Annotated in this window: 13 protein-coding genes; 5 read left to right on the forward strand and 8 right to left on the reverse strand. The window is 43.4% G+C overall.

What is annotated here, in order from left to right; translation table 11 throughout:
- Positions 1 to 54: 54 nt before the first annotated feature.
- The 5 genes from HWQ44_RS31160 to HWQ44_RS31180 all read right to left on the reverse strand — a co-directional run bounded on the left by HWQ44_RS31160 (position 55) and on the right by HWQ44_RS31180 (position 5,871).
- The gene (locus HWQ44_RS31160) at positions 55 to 1,467 is read right to left on the reverse strand and encodes a TolC family protein (RefSeq protein WP_292725983.1); all 1,413 of its coding nucleotides are present in this window, start codon (positions 1,465 to 1,467) and stop codon (positions 55 to 57) included.
- 117 nt (positions 1,468 to 1,584) lie between these two features.
- Complete coding sequence (locus tag HWQ44_RS31165) at positions 1,585 to 2,256, reverse strand: ABC transporter ATP-binding protein (protein ID WP_292725985.1); 672 nt, start codon at positions 2,254 to 2,256, stop codon at positions 1,585 to 1,587.
- Between the two features lie 30 nt (positions 2,257 to 2,286).
- Positions 2,287 to 3,567, reverse strand: a complete 1,281-nt coding sequence (locus HWQ44_RS31170) for an ABC transporter permease (RefSeq protein ID WP_292725987.1) — start codon at positions 3,565 to 3,567, stop codon at positions 2,287 to 2,289.
- A 22-nt stretch (positions 3,568 to 3,589) separates the two neighbouring features.
- Positions 3,590 to 5,212 carry an efflux RND transporter periplasmic adaptor subunit gene (locus tag HWQ44_RS31175; protein WP_292725989.1) on the reverse strand — a complete coding sequence of 541 codons (1,623 nt, stop codon included), beginning with the start codon at positions 5,210 to 5,212 and terminating at the stop codon, positions 3,590 to 3,592.
- A gap of 101 nt (positions 5,213 to 5,313) precedes the next feature.
- Positions 5,314 to 5,871, reverse strand: a complete 558-nt coding sequence (locus tag HWQ44_RS31180; protein WP_292725990.1) for a hypothetical protein — start codon at positions 5,869 to 5,871, stop codon at positions 5,314 to 5,316.
- A gap of 464 nt (positions 5,872 to 6,335) precedes the next feature.
- On the opposite strand from HWQ44_RS31180, the gene HWQ44_RS31185 reads away from it, so the two are divergent.
- Positions 6,336 to 7,229, forward strand: a complete 894-nt coding sequence (locus HWQ44_RS31185) for a tetratricopeptide repeat protein (protein WP_292725991.1) — start codon at positions 6,336 to 6,338, stop codon at positions 7,227 to 7,229.
- Between the two features lie 333 nt (positions 7,230 to 7,562).
- Here the strand turns inward: HWQ44_RS31185 and HWQ44_RS31190 are convergent, their stop codons facing one another.
- Positions 7,563 to 7,967 carry a response regulator gene (locus HWQ44_RS31190; protein ID WP_094353192.1) on the reverse strand — a complete coding sequence of 135 codons (405 nt, stop codon included), beginning with the start codon at positions 7,965 to 7,967 and terminating at the stop codon, positions 7,563 to 7,565.
- A gap of 468 nt (positions 7,968 to 8,435) precedes the next feature.
- Between HWQ44_RS31190 and gyrA the strand changes: the two genes are divergently transcribed.
- The 4 genes from gyrA (at position 8,436) to HWQ44_RS31210 (ending at position 11,908) form a co-directional block, all read left to right on the forward strand.
- Positions 8,436 to 10,946, forward strand: a complete 2,511-nt coding sequence (gene gyrA, locus HWQ44_RS31195; protein WP_292725995.1) for a DNA gyrase subunit A — start codon at positions 8,436 to 8,438, stop codon at positions 10,944 to 10,946.
- A 33-nt stretch (positions 10,947 to 10,979) separates the two neighbouring features.
- Positions 10,980 to 11,219 (forward strand): hypothetical protein, encoded by a 240-nt coding sequence (locus HWQ44_RS31200; protein WP_292725997.1) that lies wholly within the window; start codon positions 10,980 to 10,982, stop codon positions 11,217 to 11,219.
- Positions 11,216 to 11,416, forward strand: a complete 201-nt coding sequence (locus tag HWQ44_RS31205) for a GNAT family N-acetyltransferase (RefSeq protein ID WP_292726005.1) — start codon at positions 11,216 to 11,218, stop codon at positions 11,414 to 11,416. The genes HWQ44_RS31200 and HWQ44_RS31205 overlap by 4 nt, the downstream gene beginning before the upstream one ends.
- Positions 11,417 to 11,722: 306 nt before the next feature.
- The gene (locus tag HWQ44_RS31210; protein WP_292725999.1) at positions 11,723 to 11,908 is read left to right on the forward strand and encodes a chlorophyll a/b-binding protein; all 186 of its coding nucleotides are present in this window, start codon (positions 11,723 to 11,725) and stop codon (positions 11,906 to 11,908) included.
- A gap of 132 nt (positions 11,909 to 12,040) precedes the next feature.
- Here HWQ44_RS31210 and rpoD read toward each other — a convergent pair whose 3' ends face one another.
- Positions 12,041 to 13,210: an RNA polymerase sigma factor RpoD gene (gene rpoD, locus HWQ44_RS31215; protein WP_094353188.1), complete on the reverse strand. Its 1,170-nt coding sequence runs from the start codon at positions 13,208 to 13,210 to the stop codon at positions 12,041 to 12,043.
- Positions 13,211 to 14,744: 1,534 nt separating this feature from the next.
- Complete coding sequence (locus HWQ44_RS31220) at positions 14,745 to 15,359, reverse strand: fasciclin domain-containing protein (protein WP_292726003.1); 615 nt, start codon at positions 15,357 to 15,359, stop codon at positions 14,745 to 14,747.
- Positions 15,360 to 15,615 lie beyond the last annotated feature (256 nt).

The raw sequence follows: 15,615 nt of genomic DNA on the forward strand, positions 1-15,615 counted from the left end.
GCTACCAATTAATGAAATGCTGTACTAAGCAAACTTTTCTTTAATGATTTGACCTTAGCGCGAAGCCCTAGATGTTACCGATCTTTGTAAATTAGCTAGAGCGCGATTGTAATCCAAAATAGCTGCGACTCGATTACCTTCTGCTCTTGTCAGGTCATTTTCAGCATCAATTACCTCCGTTTGAGTGCCCACACCAGCTTGAAACCTCAGCCTTGCTAAATTCAGAGCTTCCCTGGCTTGATTTAAAGCCACACTAGAAGTCTGCACATTATTTAAATTGGATTGCAATTGAGAGTAGTACTGTTCTACATCAAAGCGAATTTGGTCGCGCTGGGTAGCAAATTGAGTCTCTGCGATCGCAATATTAGCTTTCGACTGAGCCGCCCTTGCTCTTGCTGCTCCGCCATCAAACAAAGTTAGATTTCCTTGGAGTCCCACTGAATAGCCATCAGTAATGCTGACGCCATCGTTATACCGATCTAGCAGATTGTAGTTTCCTGCCAAACTAATTTGCGGCCCTAGCTGTGAAAGTGCCTGTCGTCGCTGTTGCTCGGAAATATTACGTTGTCCCAAATACTGTTGCAACTCTGGACGATTTTGAAACGCTTGGACAATACTTTGTTCTACCGTCTGCGACCAAAGACCCGCTAACTGTACAGGATCTGAGGCACTGATATCAACTGACTGCGACAAACTTAACAACGTAGCAAGCTGACGACGGGCAATTTGCTGCTGTGAGATCGCATTAGTCAGTAGTTGTTGGGCGTTTGCTAAATTCACTTGAGCTTGCAGTACATCGAACCTCGTACCTACTCCAGCCTGTTCTCTGGCTTGAGTATCCCGCAAACTAGCCTGAGCATTTGTCACAGCAGACTGATTAATTCTTACTTGTTGATCTGCTTGTTGCAAATCGTAGTATTGAGTCGTGGCATTCAAGCTAATTGTCAAAGACTGACTTTCAACATTTAATTCATCTACCCGTAGCTGTTCCTCTGCGGCTCGGATAGTCGCTTGTCGGTTCCCAGAAGTATAGACATTGTAATTCAGTTGTGCTGAACCATTAAAAGAGGTGCTGGCTTGAGATGAATTGTTACTAAAACCATTACCACTATTAGTCACACTACTGTTAATACCAAGAGTAGGAAACAAGGCAGCTTGAGACTCGCGGAGCGCAAAGCGACTGCGTTCTAGCTGTAATATAGCTACCTGTAAGTCTCGATTGTTGCGTTTTGCGAGTTCCAAAGCTTGTGCCAAACTGATTGGCACAGTTCCCTGAATCTTTACTTCCTCCGGTTTAGTCGGAAATTGGAGAGGATTGGGATTGGGGTTGAGGCGATCGGGAACTTGTACAGAGCTTGAAGAATTCTGTGCTTTTGGCGGAGTTGCTGCACTTGCTGCATTTGGAAGAAGAATCGCGAATGCGACAGTAACCCAGGTAAAATGCACGAATAATAAGCTGAAATTCATAATCTAGATATAGTAATTAATTAGGTTCTTTTGAGGATATAATCAAAAGTTTTCATCCTGATTGACCTACAGAGATTTAAATCTTAAATTCTTCCTCCAAGGGTTGATCTTAACAAATTAGCCGACAATCAAACCATCCTGAACTCGGATAATCCTTTGGGTTTGAGCAGCAATATCAGGTTCATGAGTGACAATCACAATGGTGATCCCTTGGTTATTAAGTTCAGTCAGTAAACTCATCACCTCATGGGAGGTTTCAGTATCTAAAGCTCCTGTTGGCTCATCTGCCAAAACTAATGCAGGTCGGTTGACCAAAGCACGAGCGATCGCTACCCGTTGTTGTTGTCCGCCAGAGAGTTGACTGGGACGGTTAGCTATGCGTCCCCCTAGTCCTACCTTTTCTAAGGCTTCTAATGCCCTTTCTCGGCGTTTTGGCTTGGGCAAGTTAGCGTAAACCATTGGCAACATGACGTTTTCCAAAGCTGTCGCCCGCGCCAATAAGTTAAATTGTTGGAACACAAAACCTATCCTTTGGTTGCGGATATAGGCTAATTCATCATCATCAAAAGTCGTCAGGTTTCTGCCTTCAAAAATATAGTCTCCAGTTGTGGGACGATCCAGACATCCCAAAATATTCATCAGCGTAGATTTACCCGAACCTGACGCACCCATAATTGAGACATATTCCCCTTCCTCAATCGAGAGTTCAATTCCCTTGAGTATGGGAACACTAACTTCTCCTAAGTAGTAGGTTTTAGTAATAGATTCCATCCAAATCATGGTTGGCATAAGAATTACGAATTACGAATTACGAATTATTTAGTCACTTCTCAAAGCATTGATTGGATCTAATTTAGATGCGTTTCGTGCTGGAATCACGCCAGCGATTAAGCCAACGCTTAACGAGAGTACAAAGCCAGCAACAATCGACAAGAAAGAAATTACAAAGGGAAATTTGAAAACGTTTGCAGCCACAAAGGCTAATAAAACACCAGTCACCATCCCAATACCTCCGCCGACAATAGAAATCACGATCGCTTCGGCTAAAAATTGATTGAGAATGGCTGAATTAGTAGCTCCTACGGCTTTGCGAATCCCGATTTCTCGCGTCCGCTCGACCACAGAAACTAGCATAATATTAGCAATACCAATACCACCAACCACTAGAGAAATTCCAGCGATCGCTACCACCATGACTGTAAATAAACCCACAATACTAGTAAAGGTACTAACAATATCAGCTTGATTAGTCAGCCGAAAATCATCAGCTTGTGGCGGATAAATGTTATGACGCAGCCGTAAAAGATTGGTGACTTGAAACTGAGCGGCTTCTAACTCTTCCTGATTAGCGCCTTTGACTAAAATTCCATTTACAGAAACACCTACCAGAGCATTGTTCCCAACCAGTCTTTTCGACATACTAGTTAGAGGAATAAAAATCTGGTCATCTCGATCCATCGGCCCCTGAGCGCCTTTAGGTTCCATCACCCCAATCACTTCGTAAGCCTCTCCCTGAATCCGAATTTTCTCGCCGATCGGATTTTCACCCTGTCCAAAGAGTGTTTTTTGAACTGTAGGGCCAAGAATGGCCAGCTGTGCAGCAGTATCTAGTTCTTCCTGAGTAAAATATCTCCCTTGTTGGGGGTGAGTATTTCTGACTTCTGGGTAGTTCAAATCAGTGCCATAAATGGTTGTTGAGGTGTTCTGTCCTGCATAGACAACTTGAGCAGTCCGTTGGAGATAAGCAGAAACCATCTGTGCTGATGGCGCTTGTGTAGCGATCGCTTTAGCATCTTCCCAAGTCAAGGTACTGCTAGAACCTACTCCTTGACGGACATTCCCGCTTCTTGCCGCACCCGCCAAGATTTGGATCACATCTGTACCCAATGCTTGTATCTGTTGCTCAACTCCCTTTTGCACTCCCTGACCGACAGAAGTAATGGCAATAACTGAAGAAATCCCAATAATCACGCCCAACATAGTTAGACCTGTGCGTAATTTGTTACTCCACAGAGTCTCTGCCGCCATTGTCAATATTTCCAGCAATGGTACTGTGCGGGTATTCTTAACTTTGTAAAAGCCCTTAAATCTCTTAAACATAATGTTCTATTTAAAACTAACTTTAAGGGGAACCACCGCCTTGAGAACGACCACCACCGCCAGAACTGCCGCCGGAACGACCTCCGCCGCCACCTGCTCCTCTTCCGCCGCCTCCACCTCCGGCTCCTCCACCTCCACCTAGACCAGGGAAAACTCCTCCTCTTGGTGTTGATTGCGGACGCGATCCTGGTGGGAAACTGAGCAGCACCCTTTCGTCTCCTGTCAATCCAGACTTAACTTCGGTAAAGTTATTCGCGGTGACGCCAGTCTCGATGCGAGTGAACACAGGTCTGTTATTTTTTCCTGGCACAAACACGCCTGTGGCATTTTCTTGGCGTACCACTGAGGCTGTTGGCACTACTAAAACATTTTGAACTTGACCGACTTGAAAATCTACTTCCGCATTCATCCCTGACCGCAGTAGTCTTTGAGGGTCTGAAAGTGATACTCTCACTTCAAAACTGGTGACGTTTTGCTCGACTATTGCTTGGGCAGCAATTTGGCTGACTTTACCTTCAAAGGTTTTTCCTGGGTAGGCATCTGCTTTAATCGAGACTTTTTGACCAAGGCTGATTTTGGAAATATTTGTTTCCGCTAAATTGGCGACAACTTCATTTGTAGAAGCTAGAGACAAGATTGAAGAAGAAGAAGAAGAAGCTACTTCACTACTGGCAGTTGTAGGTGTCACGAAAGCACCTGGATCGGCAAACTTCTTTGTCACCACACCATCAAAGGGGGCGCGAATGATCGTGTCATTGATTTCGGCTTGGATGTTTTGCAGCGAACCACGAGCCGATGTTACCTGGGCACGGGCTGCATTAATATCTTCTTGGCGTGTTCCAGCTTTCAGGAGTGCCAAAGCTTGCTGTCTCTGCTTCACCACAGCTCGTGCTTGCTCAACATCTTCTGGACGCGACCCAGCTTTTTGCAGCCCCAGTGCTTGCTGTGCTTCATTTACATTAGCTTGGGCGCTGTCACGATTGGAGCGGTTTTGGTTTAGAGTCTGAAGGGAAATACCGCCTGCATTGTAAAGTTGCTGATTGCGAACAAAATCATCTTCTGCTTGGCGGAGGGCGGCTTGAGCGCTTTGCAAGCGTGCCTGTGCTTGGCCAATATCTTGAGAGCGATTCCCTGTTTGTACCTTTTGCAGATTCGCTTCGGCTTCGTCTAATGCTCCTTGTGATTGGGCAATATCTTGAGGACGATTACCTGCGATCGCTTTTTGCAAATTCGCCTCGGCTTGTGCCACTTGTCCTTGAGCAGAGGTAAGTTGCCCCCGGAGGTTGGAATCATCCATGTAAGCGACAATCTGTCCTTGTTTGACGATATCTCCTTCTTTCGCCAGCAGCCTTTTCAAGATACCGGAATTTTTCGGGCTGAGGTTGATTGACCGCTCGGGCTTCACCGTTCCGTTGGCTGAAACTGTAATTGTTAAGGTCTGCCTTTGTACAGGTCTTGTCAGCACCCGGCGGCTGGCTTGTTGACGGGGAGCAACCGTTACTTGGTAATAAACGGCATAGCCAATTCCACCCAAAAGGCAAAGAGCAATTAGCCAAGAGAGCCAATTACGTCTGCCCTTTTTTTTCTTTACCTCTGGAACTAAAACTGATGATGAATCTACGGTATTTGGTGTATCAATTTTCATATCCATTTTGTCTATAAGGAACGGCTACCGAGCTAGTTATTCACGGCTAAAACTATAGCCTGGTAGCCTAATACTGACAATGATTTTGAGCTTTTAGGGTTTTAAAGGTTTATTTGCAGTACCAATCCACTAGGAAGTCTGAAGTAATCATCACGCACTCTCACTAATCTCCCAGCAGGAACAATTTCCTGATTGGGAAGCAGAATATCCCCGTTAGGAAGTCTGAAGTAACCTTGATCGCGCAGTCTGACTATGGATCTAGAAGGAATAATTTGCCCATTGGGATATCTGATATCACCATTACCAAGTCTGACTACTCTGCCATTAAATTGGTTGTCACGGTTCCAATTATCCCGATCTCTAGGGTTTCTGACTTCTACAGGATAGGGTCTGCCATCACGGTTCCAATTATTATCCCTGTCTCTAGAGTTTCTGACTTCTCTAGGATTGGGTCTGCCGTCACGGTTCCAATTATTATCCCTGTCTCTAGAGTTTCTGACTTCTCTAGAATTGGATCTGCCGTCGCGATCCCAATTTTGGTCGCGATCGCCACCAACGTAGACTTTCGTCTGGGCACTTGCAGGTGCAGTCAAGAGAGTAGGAACAATTATCAGGGCAGCAGCAGCTAATACTATCGATATCCGGTTTGGTTTCAACATGAAATTGACTCCTTATTTACAAGTAAAGTTCTATTCTGCTGAGATATGAATTAAGCAATCTTAGACAGTTGCTTTTTTTTGATATCAAAGTGTTTAATATTTACCTCATCGTATAAATTCATACATAATAATTATCGTTCAAAACATCCAAACTGATGTATGACCAAAGTCACTAGTAATTCCAGACTGATGTATGACCAAAGTCATCAATTGTTTAATGGGTATGGGGAATTGGGCATTGGGCATTGAAAAGAGGCAGAGGGGCGGGGTGCAGGGGGCGGAGGGGAAAATCCTTCTCCCTTGCTCCCTGCTCCCTTGCTCCCTGCTCCCCTGCCCCTCTGCTCTCCTGCTCCCCACTCCTCACATCCCTTTCCCCAAGATTGGCAAGATTTTGCTACCGCCAACAGCGCAGATCGTTTAAGCTAGCTGAAAGATTCTTTGATTAGTGGCTTAAAGGCGGTAGTGTGCCTAAACATGTTCGTTTGATTTCTCTTTTAATGGTCTGTAGTTTATGGAGTATGCCAAAAGCCGCTAACGCGCAGGCATTAATACCCCATACACTGCAACTAGATGCGACAAAGTTAGAAAAGCAGGGGTTGAGCTTGGCACAAGAGGCGGCTCAATTAGCTCAGTTTCAACAGGTTGACTTAGCTTTGCCACGAGCGCGGCTGGCTAGTCAACTGGCTCCGGGGAATGATAAAGTGTGGTTGCTGTTAGGTGGATTGCAACTGCAAACGAAAGAGTTTGACGGGGCGATCGCTAGTCTCAAAAAAGCGCAATCTCTCAACCCCAAAAATGGTGATATTCTCTTTGCTTTAGGTTCAGCGAATTTTCAGCAGAAAAATTACCAGGCTGCTGTTGTCAATTATCAAGATGGTTTGAAGTTAAAACCCAACGATCCAGAGGGGTTATTTGATTTGGGTAATGCTTACTATCTGATGGGGCGATTGCCAGATGCGATCGCCCAGTACGATAAAGCCGTCTCCCAAGATAAAAAATTCTGGCCGGCGCTCAACAACATTGGCTTAATCAACTACGAACAGGGTAATATCCCCGAAGCGATTAAGCGATGGCAATCTGCTGTAACCCTTGACAAACAAGCCGCAGAACCTTTATTGGCCTTAGCCGTGGCACTGTATACTAAAGGCGAGCGCCAACAAGGACTAACCTTGGGAGAAGCTGCACTCCGTATCGATTCGCGCTATGCTAATTTGAATTTCCTCAAAGAAAATCTCTGGGGCGATCGTCTACTGTCTGATACGAAAAAATTCCTAGAATTACCCCGTATTCAAGCAGCCATACAGCAACGAGAAAACTCATCATCAGCGCCTACGCCTAGACAACAGCCTACTCAATAGGAGTGGGGAGTTAGAAGTTAAAAGTTAAGAGTTAAAAGTTAGGAGTTGGGAGTTAAATATTTCAACTCCTAACTCCTAAGGGAACTCCAAATAAAAAAATACTCAACTACTTCTTGTGGGATGGGCGACACGATAGCCCCAAGCCAAGGGCGGACAAGATGTCCACCCCACAAGATTGGATAATTTACTTGTTGGAAGTCCCTAACTCCTAACTGTCTTATTGCCACTTGCCTAATAGTACCTTTTCGTAGTACATCTATACTAGATAAATCCAGGAACTAGTCGCCCAAAAACATTGGCGGGCGAGTATTCCTGAAATTAAGTCGTTAATTCTCAGTGTTCATCTGTGGGTAGAAGTGCGATGATTTGGTCAACAAACTGTTGATGGTCAACAACTGGCTTAGAAATGTAGCCATCAGCACCGCTTTGCTTGAGAAAGTTCTCGCGATCGCCTTCCATAGCATGTGCTGTTACCAGAATCACAGGTAAGTTTGCTGTTTTTGGATCGGATTTTAACATTTGTGTAATCTTGATTCCATCAACGGACTTGCCTTGGTAAACACTTCTGGACAAAGAAACATCCATCAAAATCAGGTCAGCTTCTCCTGATTGGGCAATTTTTATGACTTCTTCCACATTTTCAGTGTGTTTCACACCCAAGCCGCCACGCTTGGACAAAATTTTGGAAAAAACACGAGCATTAATCAGATCGTCTTCGACAATTAAAACAGTTTTCATGAGAATTTTAGTTATAGAGGTGAGGATATTCAAGAATTCCAGAATTCAAAATTAAGAAATGCAATCATGGTAAGTATCATGGCTACTAAGTTTATGTAGATTATACTCGTGTGCATCCTTTTTAACTGGTCACGGCGATGAGTCTCCTGCTATACCTTTATGTTAGGGGCGGGAGAAATGCCGCTCTGGGACTGGGTACTGGGAACTAGGAAAACATTCCAAAATTTGGGAGGGATTCAGAGCAAATTCCATAATTTTTCCGCTGATTATCCAATCCCTAATCCCCAATCCCCAATCCCTTTTAATAGTCAATGTGTATCTTTGTCATCAAGGATGATAGTACTGCTTTTTCTTCTGTGACTATCAATCAAAATTTTGTTATGAATCTCATTTCATCCGTTATGCTGTGGTTGCCGCAGTGTTGAGTTCCATCGGCTTTTGTGTAGTTAAATTTCAGGGAAAAAACTCATGGCAAAACAGTTAAACCTTCTCTCAACGGGACAGGTAATTCCAACAGCCCTGCACACCGAGATGCAACGGTCTTATCTAGAATATGCCATGAGCGTGATTGTCGGGCGAGCGCTACCAGACGTGCGTGATGGCTTAAAACCAGTGCATCGGCGCATTTTGTATGCAATGCACGAACTCGGTTTAGTACCAGATAGACCTTATCGAAAATGTGCCCGTGTTGTGGGTGATGTGTTGGGTAAATACCATCCCCACGGCGATCAATCAGTTTATGATGCTTTAGTCAGGCTGGTGCAGGATTTTTCTAGCCGCTATCCTTTACTAGCAGGACACGGTAACTTTGGTAGCGTCGATAATGACCCGCCAGCAGCAATGCGCTACACAGAAACGCGCCTCGCACCGATCAGCCATGAGGGAATGCTGACAGAAATTGGTGAAGAAACTGTGGAATTTGTCGGGAACTTTGATAATTCCCAGCAAGAACCAACGGTGTTACCTGCTCAGTTGCCGTTTCTGTTGCTCAATGGCTGTTCTGGGATTGCCGTGGGAATGGCGACAAATGTACCACCCCACAATTTGGGGGAAGTTGTCGATGGGTTAATTGCCTTAATTGACAACCCAGATTTGCCAGATGAAAAATTATTTGAGCTAATTCCAGGGCCAGATTTTCCCACTGGTGGAGAAATAATCGGTGAGACGGGAATTCGGGAAGCGTACACCACAGGTAAAGGTGGAATTCTGCTGCGGGGAGTTGCGACTCTAGAGGAGATTCCAGCCGCGAGGGGAAGCAAGCGTCGGACGGCAATTATCATTACAGAATTGCCATATCAAGTGAATAAGGCAGCCTGGATTGAGAAGGTAGCGGACTTAGTAAACCAAGGACGCTTGCAAGGAATTTCCGATCTTCGGGATGAGAGCGATCGCGAAGGGATGCGGGTAGTAATTGAACTCAAACGCGATACGAATCCCCAAGAAGTTCTCCAGCATTTATATCACCAAACTGCTTTACAGATGACTTTTGGGGCGATTCTCCTCGCAATCGTGGATGGACAACCCCGGCAGTTAAGTTTGCGTCAACTGTTGCAGGAGTTTTTGAAATTCCGGGAAGAGACGCTGAACCGTCGCTACAATTACGAGTTGGCTAAGGCCCAAAGTCGCGTGCAGTTGGTAGAAGGTTTGCTGAAAGCGCTATCTAATTTGGATGAGGTAATTCAAATTTTGCGCCAAGCTCCCGATGGTAGTACGGCAAAAATTAATCTTTGTAGCCAACTGGATTTGAGTGAGGTACAAGGAGATGCAATTCTGGCTATGCCGTTGCGCCGCCTCACTAGTTTAGAACAGCAAAATTTGCAGCAGGAATTCGAGCAGATCAGCGAACAAATTAGTTTATTGGAGCAATTACTTAACGATCGCCGCGAATTATTGAAGGCGCTGAAAAAAGATTTGCGATCGCTCAAACGCAAGTACAACGATCCCCGACGAACAAAAATCGGGGAGGAGCAAAAGTCTAAGGCAGAGGAGCAGAAGGGCAGAGGGGCAGAGGGACAGAGAAGCAGAGGGGTAGAGGAGGAGGAACTTAAATCTTCGGAACCAGTAGAAGAAGCGATTTTAGAATTTACCCAACGGGGTTATGTTCGCCGCACTCAGCCATCTGGGAGAAAGTCAAAAGCTGAAAATGGTCTACACGATAATGACTTCATTATCCAAACTGTCTTGACTGACACAGGGAAAGACTTGCTAATACTAACTGGTGGTGGCAAAGTCTATCCGGTGAATGTGGGAGAAATTCCCCCAACTACTGGACGTTCTCCACGGGGAAAACCTTTGATTACTATGCTCAGTAGTACTGCTCAAGGCGCTCAAGAAGCTGTAGTCAGCCGCTTTTTGCTGCCGGAAAATCTGGAAACTAGACAGATGATTCTTCTAACAAAACAGGGAAGAATTAAGCGTCTATCTCTGGAAGAATTTACTAACCTGACTCGGCGCGGCATCACGATTTTGAAGCTCAAAGATGATGATGAATTGTCATTTACCCAGTTCACCGCTCCAGGGGCGCATCTGATTTTAGCTAGTTCCGGTGGACGAATGTTGCGCTTTGCAGTCAATGATGAACAATTACCAGTCATGGGACGCACAGCGATGGGTTTACAAGCATTTCGACTATTGAAAAATCAGCAAATGGTTGGCTGTGTCACTGTCGGTAAAGATGACCAATTACTCTTAGTTACTCAAGAAGGATATGCCAAGCGGATGGCTGCGAGTCAGTTGAGAGCAGCTAATCGCGGTGATTTGGGGACGCAAGCGCTGAAATTTGCTAGCAAAACTGACAACTTAGCTGGTATGGTGATGGCGATCGCATCTGGCGAAGTGGCTTTAGTAACGAATAAGGAGCGGGTAGTGCGAATACCTGTGGAAACAGTGCCGCTCTTAGGGAGAGATGTCAAAGGTGAAAGCATCCTCCAACTCAACCGCGATGAAAAAATTATCACCGTGGCGGAAGTGCGATCGTAAATTAGAGTGATGTTCAACTTCTGACAAGCCAACTTGCAGGAGTTTGAGGCGCTAATCCAACTGCGCCTCGAACTCCTGCGGGAGGCTGGGGATATAAAAGGAGACTCTGACACCACAAACCTAGCAGAAGCAACTCGAAAATATCTTGGCGAAAAAATGCCGTCGGGTGAGTTTTTAGCTTGGGTAGCTGAAGTGGATAGTCAAATTATTGCCACTAGCGGCTTGGTATTTTTTCAACGACCCCCTTACAACGGCAATCTCTCAGGCTTATAAGCCTACCTTATGAACGTTTATACAATTCCGAGCGAGGACAAGGAATTGCTACAGCATTGTTAAAGGAAATTATCAGCTTTGTGAGAGCAACTGAGGCAAAACGCCTCTGGCTTCACACCACTGAGGATGGTAAACGTATTTATGAGAAGCTTGGTTTTGTCTCGACTTCAAAAGAAATGGAAATTGTCTCCTACTGATTTTAATTATCAATAATTTTTTATTTTAAAATACAAAATATATTTACAGTCAAGCAATATAAATCAATTACTTGATAATTTATATCAATAAGATTATATTGTTTATAAAGTAAAAATCTAGATAACATTTCTTCTGTCTCAGTAAATCTCACTGAAGACTGATGTTTTGATTTGTATAAATAGCTATTTCTATTTATGTCAAGTTGTAGAAACAAAAGTATAAAAAATGTTGCTTTTCTGAAAATATTTGTTATATTAGTTTACATAAGGCAATAAACCTTAAAAATTAAGTTTGGAGTCCTAACCATGACAAATGCAAGCACAACAAAAGTCACTACTCCTGTAATTGAAGATCGCAACGCTTGGCGTTGGGGCTTTACCCCACAAGCAGAAGTTTGGAATGGTCGCTTGGCAATGATTGGCTTTTCAGCTGCCATCTTGGTTGAGGCTTTTTCTGGTCAAGGCTTCCTACATTTTTGGGGCATCCTGTAAGTTTTAATATCAAAGATGACCTATAAATAAAAAAACCTGGAGTGCTAATTCACTACCAGGTTTTTTATTTTTTTGTCATTTGTCCTTAGTCATTTGTTTAAGGATAATGACCAATGACTAATGACTAATTAACTACCGAATATATTCCTTGAGAACGCTGTTGCGATTTGGATGGCGTAACTTGCGGAGTGCTTTCGCCTCAATTTGACGAATTCGTTCACGGGTGACGTTGAAAATCTGTCCGATTTCCTCAAGGGTTTTCATCCGACCATCATCCAAGCCGTAACGCAGTCTGAGAACATCACGTTCGCGTGGACTGAGACTGTCGAGGACTTTTTCAAGGTCTTCGCGCAGAAGATTTTTGGAAACTTGGTCTTCTGGTGTCTCACCATCGGATTCAATAAAATCGCCCAATCGAGAATCTTCTTCTTTACCAATGGGTGTTTCTAATGAGATTGGTAACTGGGCAGATTTCGCAATGAACCGCAACTTCTCAATGGTCATTTCCATTCGAGTCGCGATTTCTTCTTCAGTGGGTTTGCGACCCATCTCTTGAGATAGTAACTTGGTAGTTTTCTTAATCCGAGAAATGGTTTCGTAAAGGTGAACTGGAAGACGAATTGTGCGGGATTGATCTGCGATCGCACGGGTAATTGCTTGACGAATCCACCATGTAGCATAAGTGGAGAACTTATAACCTTTTTCGTGGTCAAACTTTTCAGCGGCACGAATCAAACCGAGACTGCCTTCCTGAATTAAGTCCTGGAACGACAAACCACGATTCATGTATTTCTTAGCAATTGAAACTACAAGACGGAGGTTAGATTGCACCATCTTGTCTTTCGCCCGACGACCAACATGGAGGCGATAACGAAAGGCTGGTAGTGGCAGTTGTACTGCTTCTGCCCATTCACTATCTCGAGGATCGCGATCTAATTGCTCACAGAGTCTTTCGCGGACTCTTTCTAATTCCAGCAAATCGGCTATTTTCCGCGCCAATTCAATTTCTTCGTCTGCCCGCAACAGACGAATTCTCCCAATTTCTTGCAAGTAAAGCCGAATTGAATCTTCGGTATAGTGCTTTTTCTTGCTTTGTGTCCGACGACGCGATTTAGCGGCTTTTCCAGACTTTGCGTCGTCCTCATCAGACTGAGGCTCTAAAAATTCCTCGTCACCTTCATCGATGATCAGCAAGTCCTCTTCATCGTCTATTAAGAGTTCTTCTAACTCGAGCTCAGGCTGATTCATTATTTCTAGGTCAGGCTGATATATGCTTTCGAGTACGTTGTTAGCCTGGTTCATGCCGCGTTCCTCATGCTCCTTGCAGAATCAATTACTCAAGATGTGTTTACTGCTCTTTTAAACGAGCCAATTACCAACCGAAAATAAGCTTTTTGGCAGATTTGCCAGAGATATTTTCGGACGTTTTACACCTCCGGTAGGAGGTTTTTTTACTTTAGTTTAAGCAACTACTAAAGGTGACTTGCTCACTTTAGTAAATGTTATATGTGTTGCTATCACATATTGCTTTCAACTAACTGGTAAAAATAAAGACTCGCCTTTATCAAAAAATTTGCCACTCTATACAAATGAATTCAGACTGTTGGCAGATTTTCGTATAAAGACTCTTCCGATTGTAGCCTGTTTCACAGAAATTGCACTCTTTTTGTGTATTAATCATGAATTCATTAAGCAACTATTAGCTACTTTCACCAAAAAGACATTGAAAACGGGATTTATACCCGGAAATTTTTTCTCCACTTTTTGGAATTGCAGTGACGCTCTTATTACATTACGAAGTAAGTACGCTTGCTCCTGCCGAATTTCATGTATTTTACACAACATTAATTACTGAGAAAGAGTGCATTTTATGTTAACTCAGACTATTCGTCTTAACCTACCCATTTTTACATTTCCTTCATAAATTAAGCATCCCTTAGACTAAAACGGGTCTTATCCTTGGGTAAATACAACAACAACGGTGGTGCTTGCCTGAAAGCAGTTAACCTTCTGCGTACTAACTACCTTAACTGAGGAGTTGAGGCGGTGGCAGAATCGACCTGATGAAGATCAATTTAGGTTTACTAATTCGGTCTTATTCACACGTTAGCGCACTGTGGCGATTTCAGCCCTATGAAACTTGACAAACTTTTCTTATTGTATACAAGGATATTTTAATCAATTCAAAAACAATTTGTCCTGCAAACTCGCCAATCTAGTTCTATCTTAGGCAAAAGTACATTAGATACATACGATACAATAGCGATCGCCACGCCACCACATGAAGATATTAACAAGTTTTCAGCTAAATGGTGTGTGCTTCCACTAACCATCACCTCGAACACAGAAAACCCAGAAGATTGCGTAATGATTTGGTTACAAAGCTTTTTTGCGTAAATTAATTGTAAATTTCAATACTTTTGTTTCGGTAAGTTTCTGTCATCTTATGATGATAAATCCTCAAAATACTTATTATCTGCTGTTTGATAGATGATATTCAGTTATTTTCTTAGAGCATAACAAATGTGTTTCTAGCTGGTGGGCGAAATTAATCAGCGAGTCAGAGTAGAGAGGATTATTTTGGCTAAATTTCCCATAAAGTTGGTAGTTTTGCTCACACTCGAATATTGATCGATTGTAAAATGTTGACAATAAGCAAATTTTATGGTTATTTGCTAAATGAGAAATTTAGAATTTTTGTAGTTATGTAGTACTTACTTTCCACTGGTGTGACAAGTAAACCTATTAATTAATTGATTGTTAGCATCTAGTTCAAAATTAGGGTAGCTTTCAAACCTACGCCTAACAAAAACTGGAAACTATCAGCTTTGTGAAACTACCGTGGTGTTGGGGTGGTGTTTAGATTAGTGGAAAAATTAGGTGGCAAAAGTACCCGATCAACTACATGAACGATGCCGTTGCTAGCTGGGATGTCTGGCTGAGTCACTTTAGCGTTGTTGACTGTGATTGAGTTACTGGCACGATCAACTGTTATTTTAACGAGACTACCCTCAAGTGTTTTAACTTCTCCAGATATCAATTGCTGGGAGGTAATTCCCCCAGGTATAACATGGTAGGACAAAAGCCTAACTAATTGTTGTTTGTTTGCTGGCTGTAAGAGTTGATCTAGAGTAGCTTTTGGTAAAGCAGAGAAAGCTGTGTCGGTAGGTGCAAATACTGTGTAAGGGCCTGGTGCGGCCAATTGTTCAGTTAAACCGACGGCTTGCACTGCTTGAACGAGAGTTTTAAACTGTCCTTGACTAGCTGCTGACTTTGCCAATTCTGCTAAATTTTGGGTAGCAATGGTGGCTGTAGGAGTTGGCGTAATGGGAGAAACAGTGGCTGTAGGAGTTTCTGTCACAGGTTGAGCGCAGGCAGACAGAGTAACTAAGCTCCCGATGCCAATAATATTGAACAATACTTTTCCTGCTATGCCTTTGCTCGCTTTCATAGCTTTATGTAGAATCCAGTTAAATAGTTAATTATTAACAATAGTTAATGAATTTATGGATATAGTCACTTATCTAACGACATAGTTTGTAGTCTTAAAAATATTAATACAAAATATTTATAAATCTCCGAGTTTGTCATCAGCCAAAAGACCGAGGTTTTATTCCTGAATTTTCTGTGTTGAAAACAGCGATAAATTAACGTGAGTTCGATGAACCTCTCCCTCCCAGCCTCCCTCTCCGAAACGGAAAGGGAGG

Origin of the sequence: Nostoc sp. JL34 (genome assembly GCF_017114945.1) — a bacterium.
Classification (GTDB): Bacteria; Cyanobacteriota; Cyanobacteriia; order Cyanobacteriales; family Nostocaceae; genus Nostoc.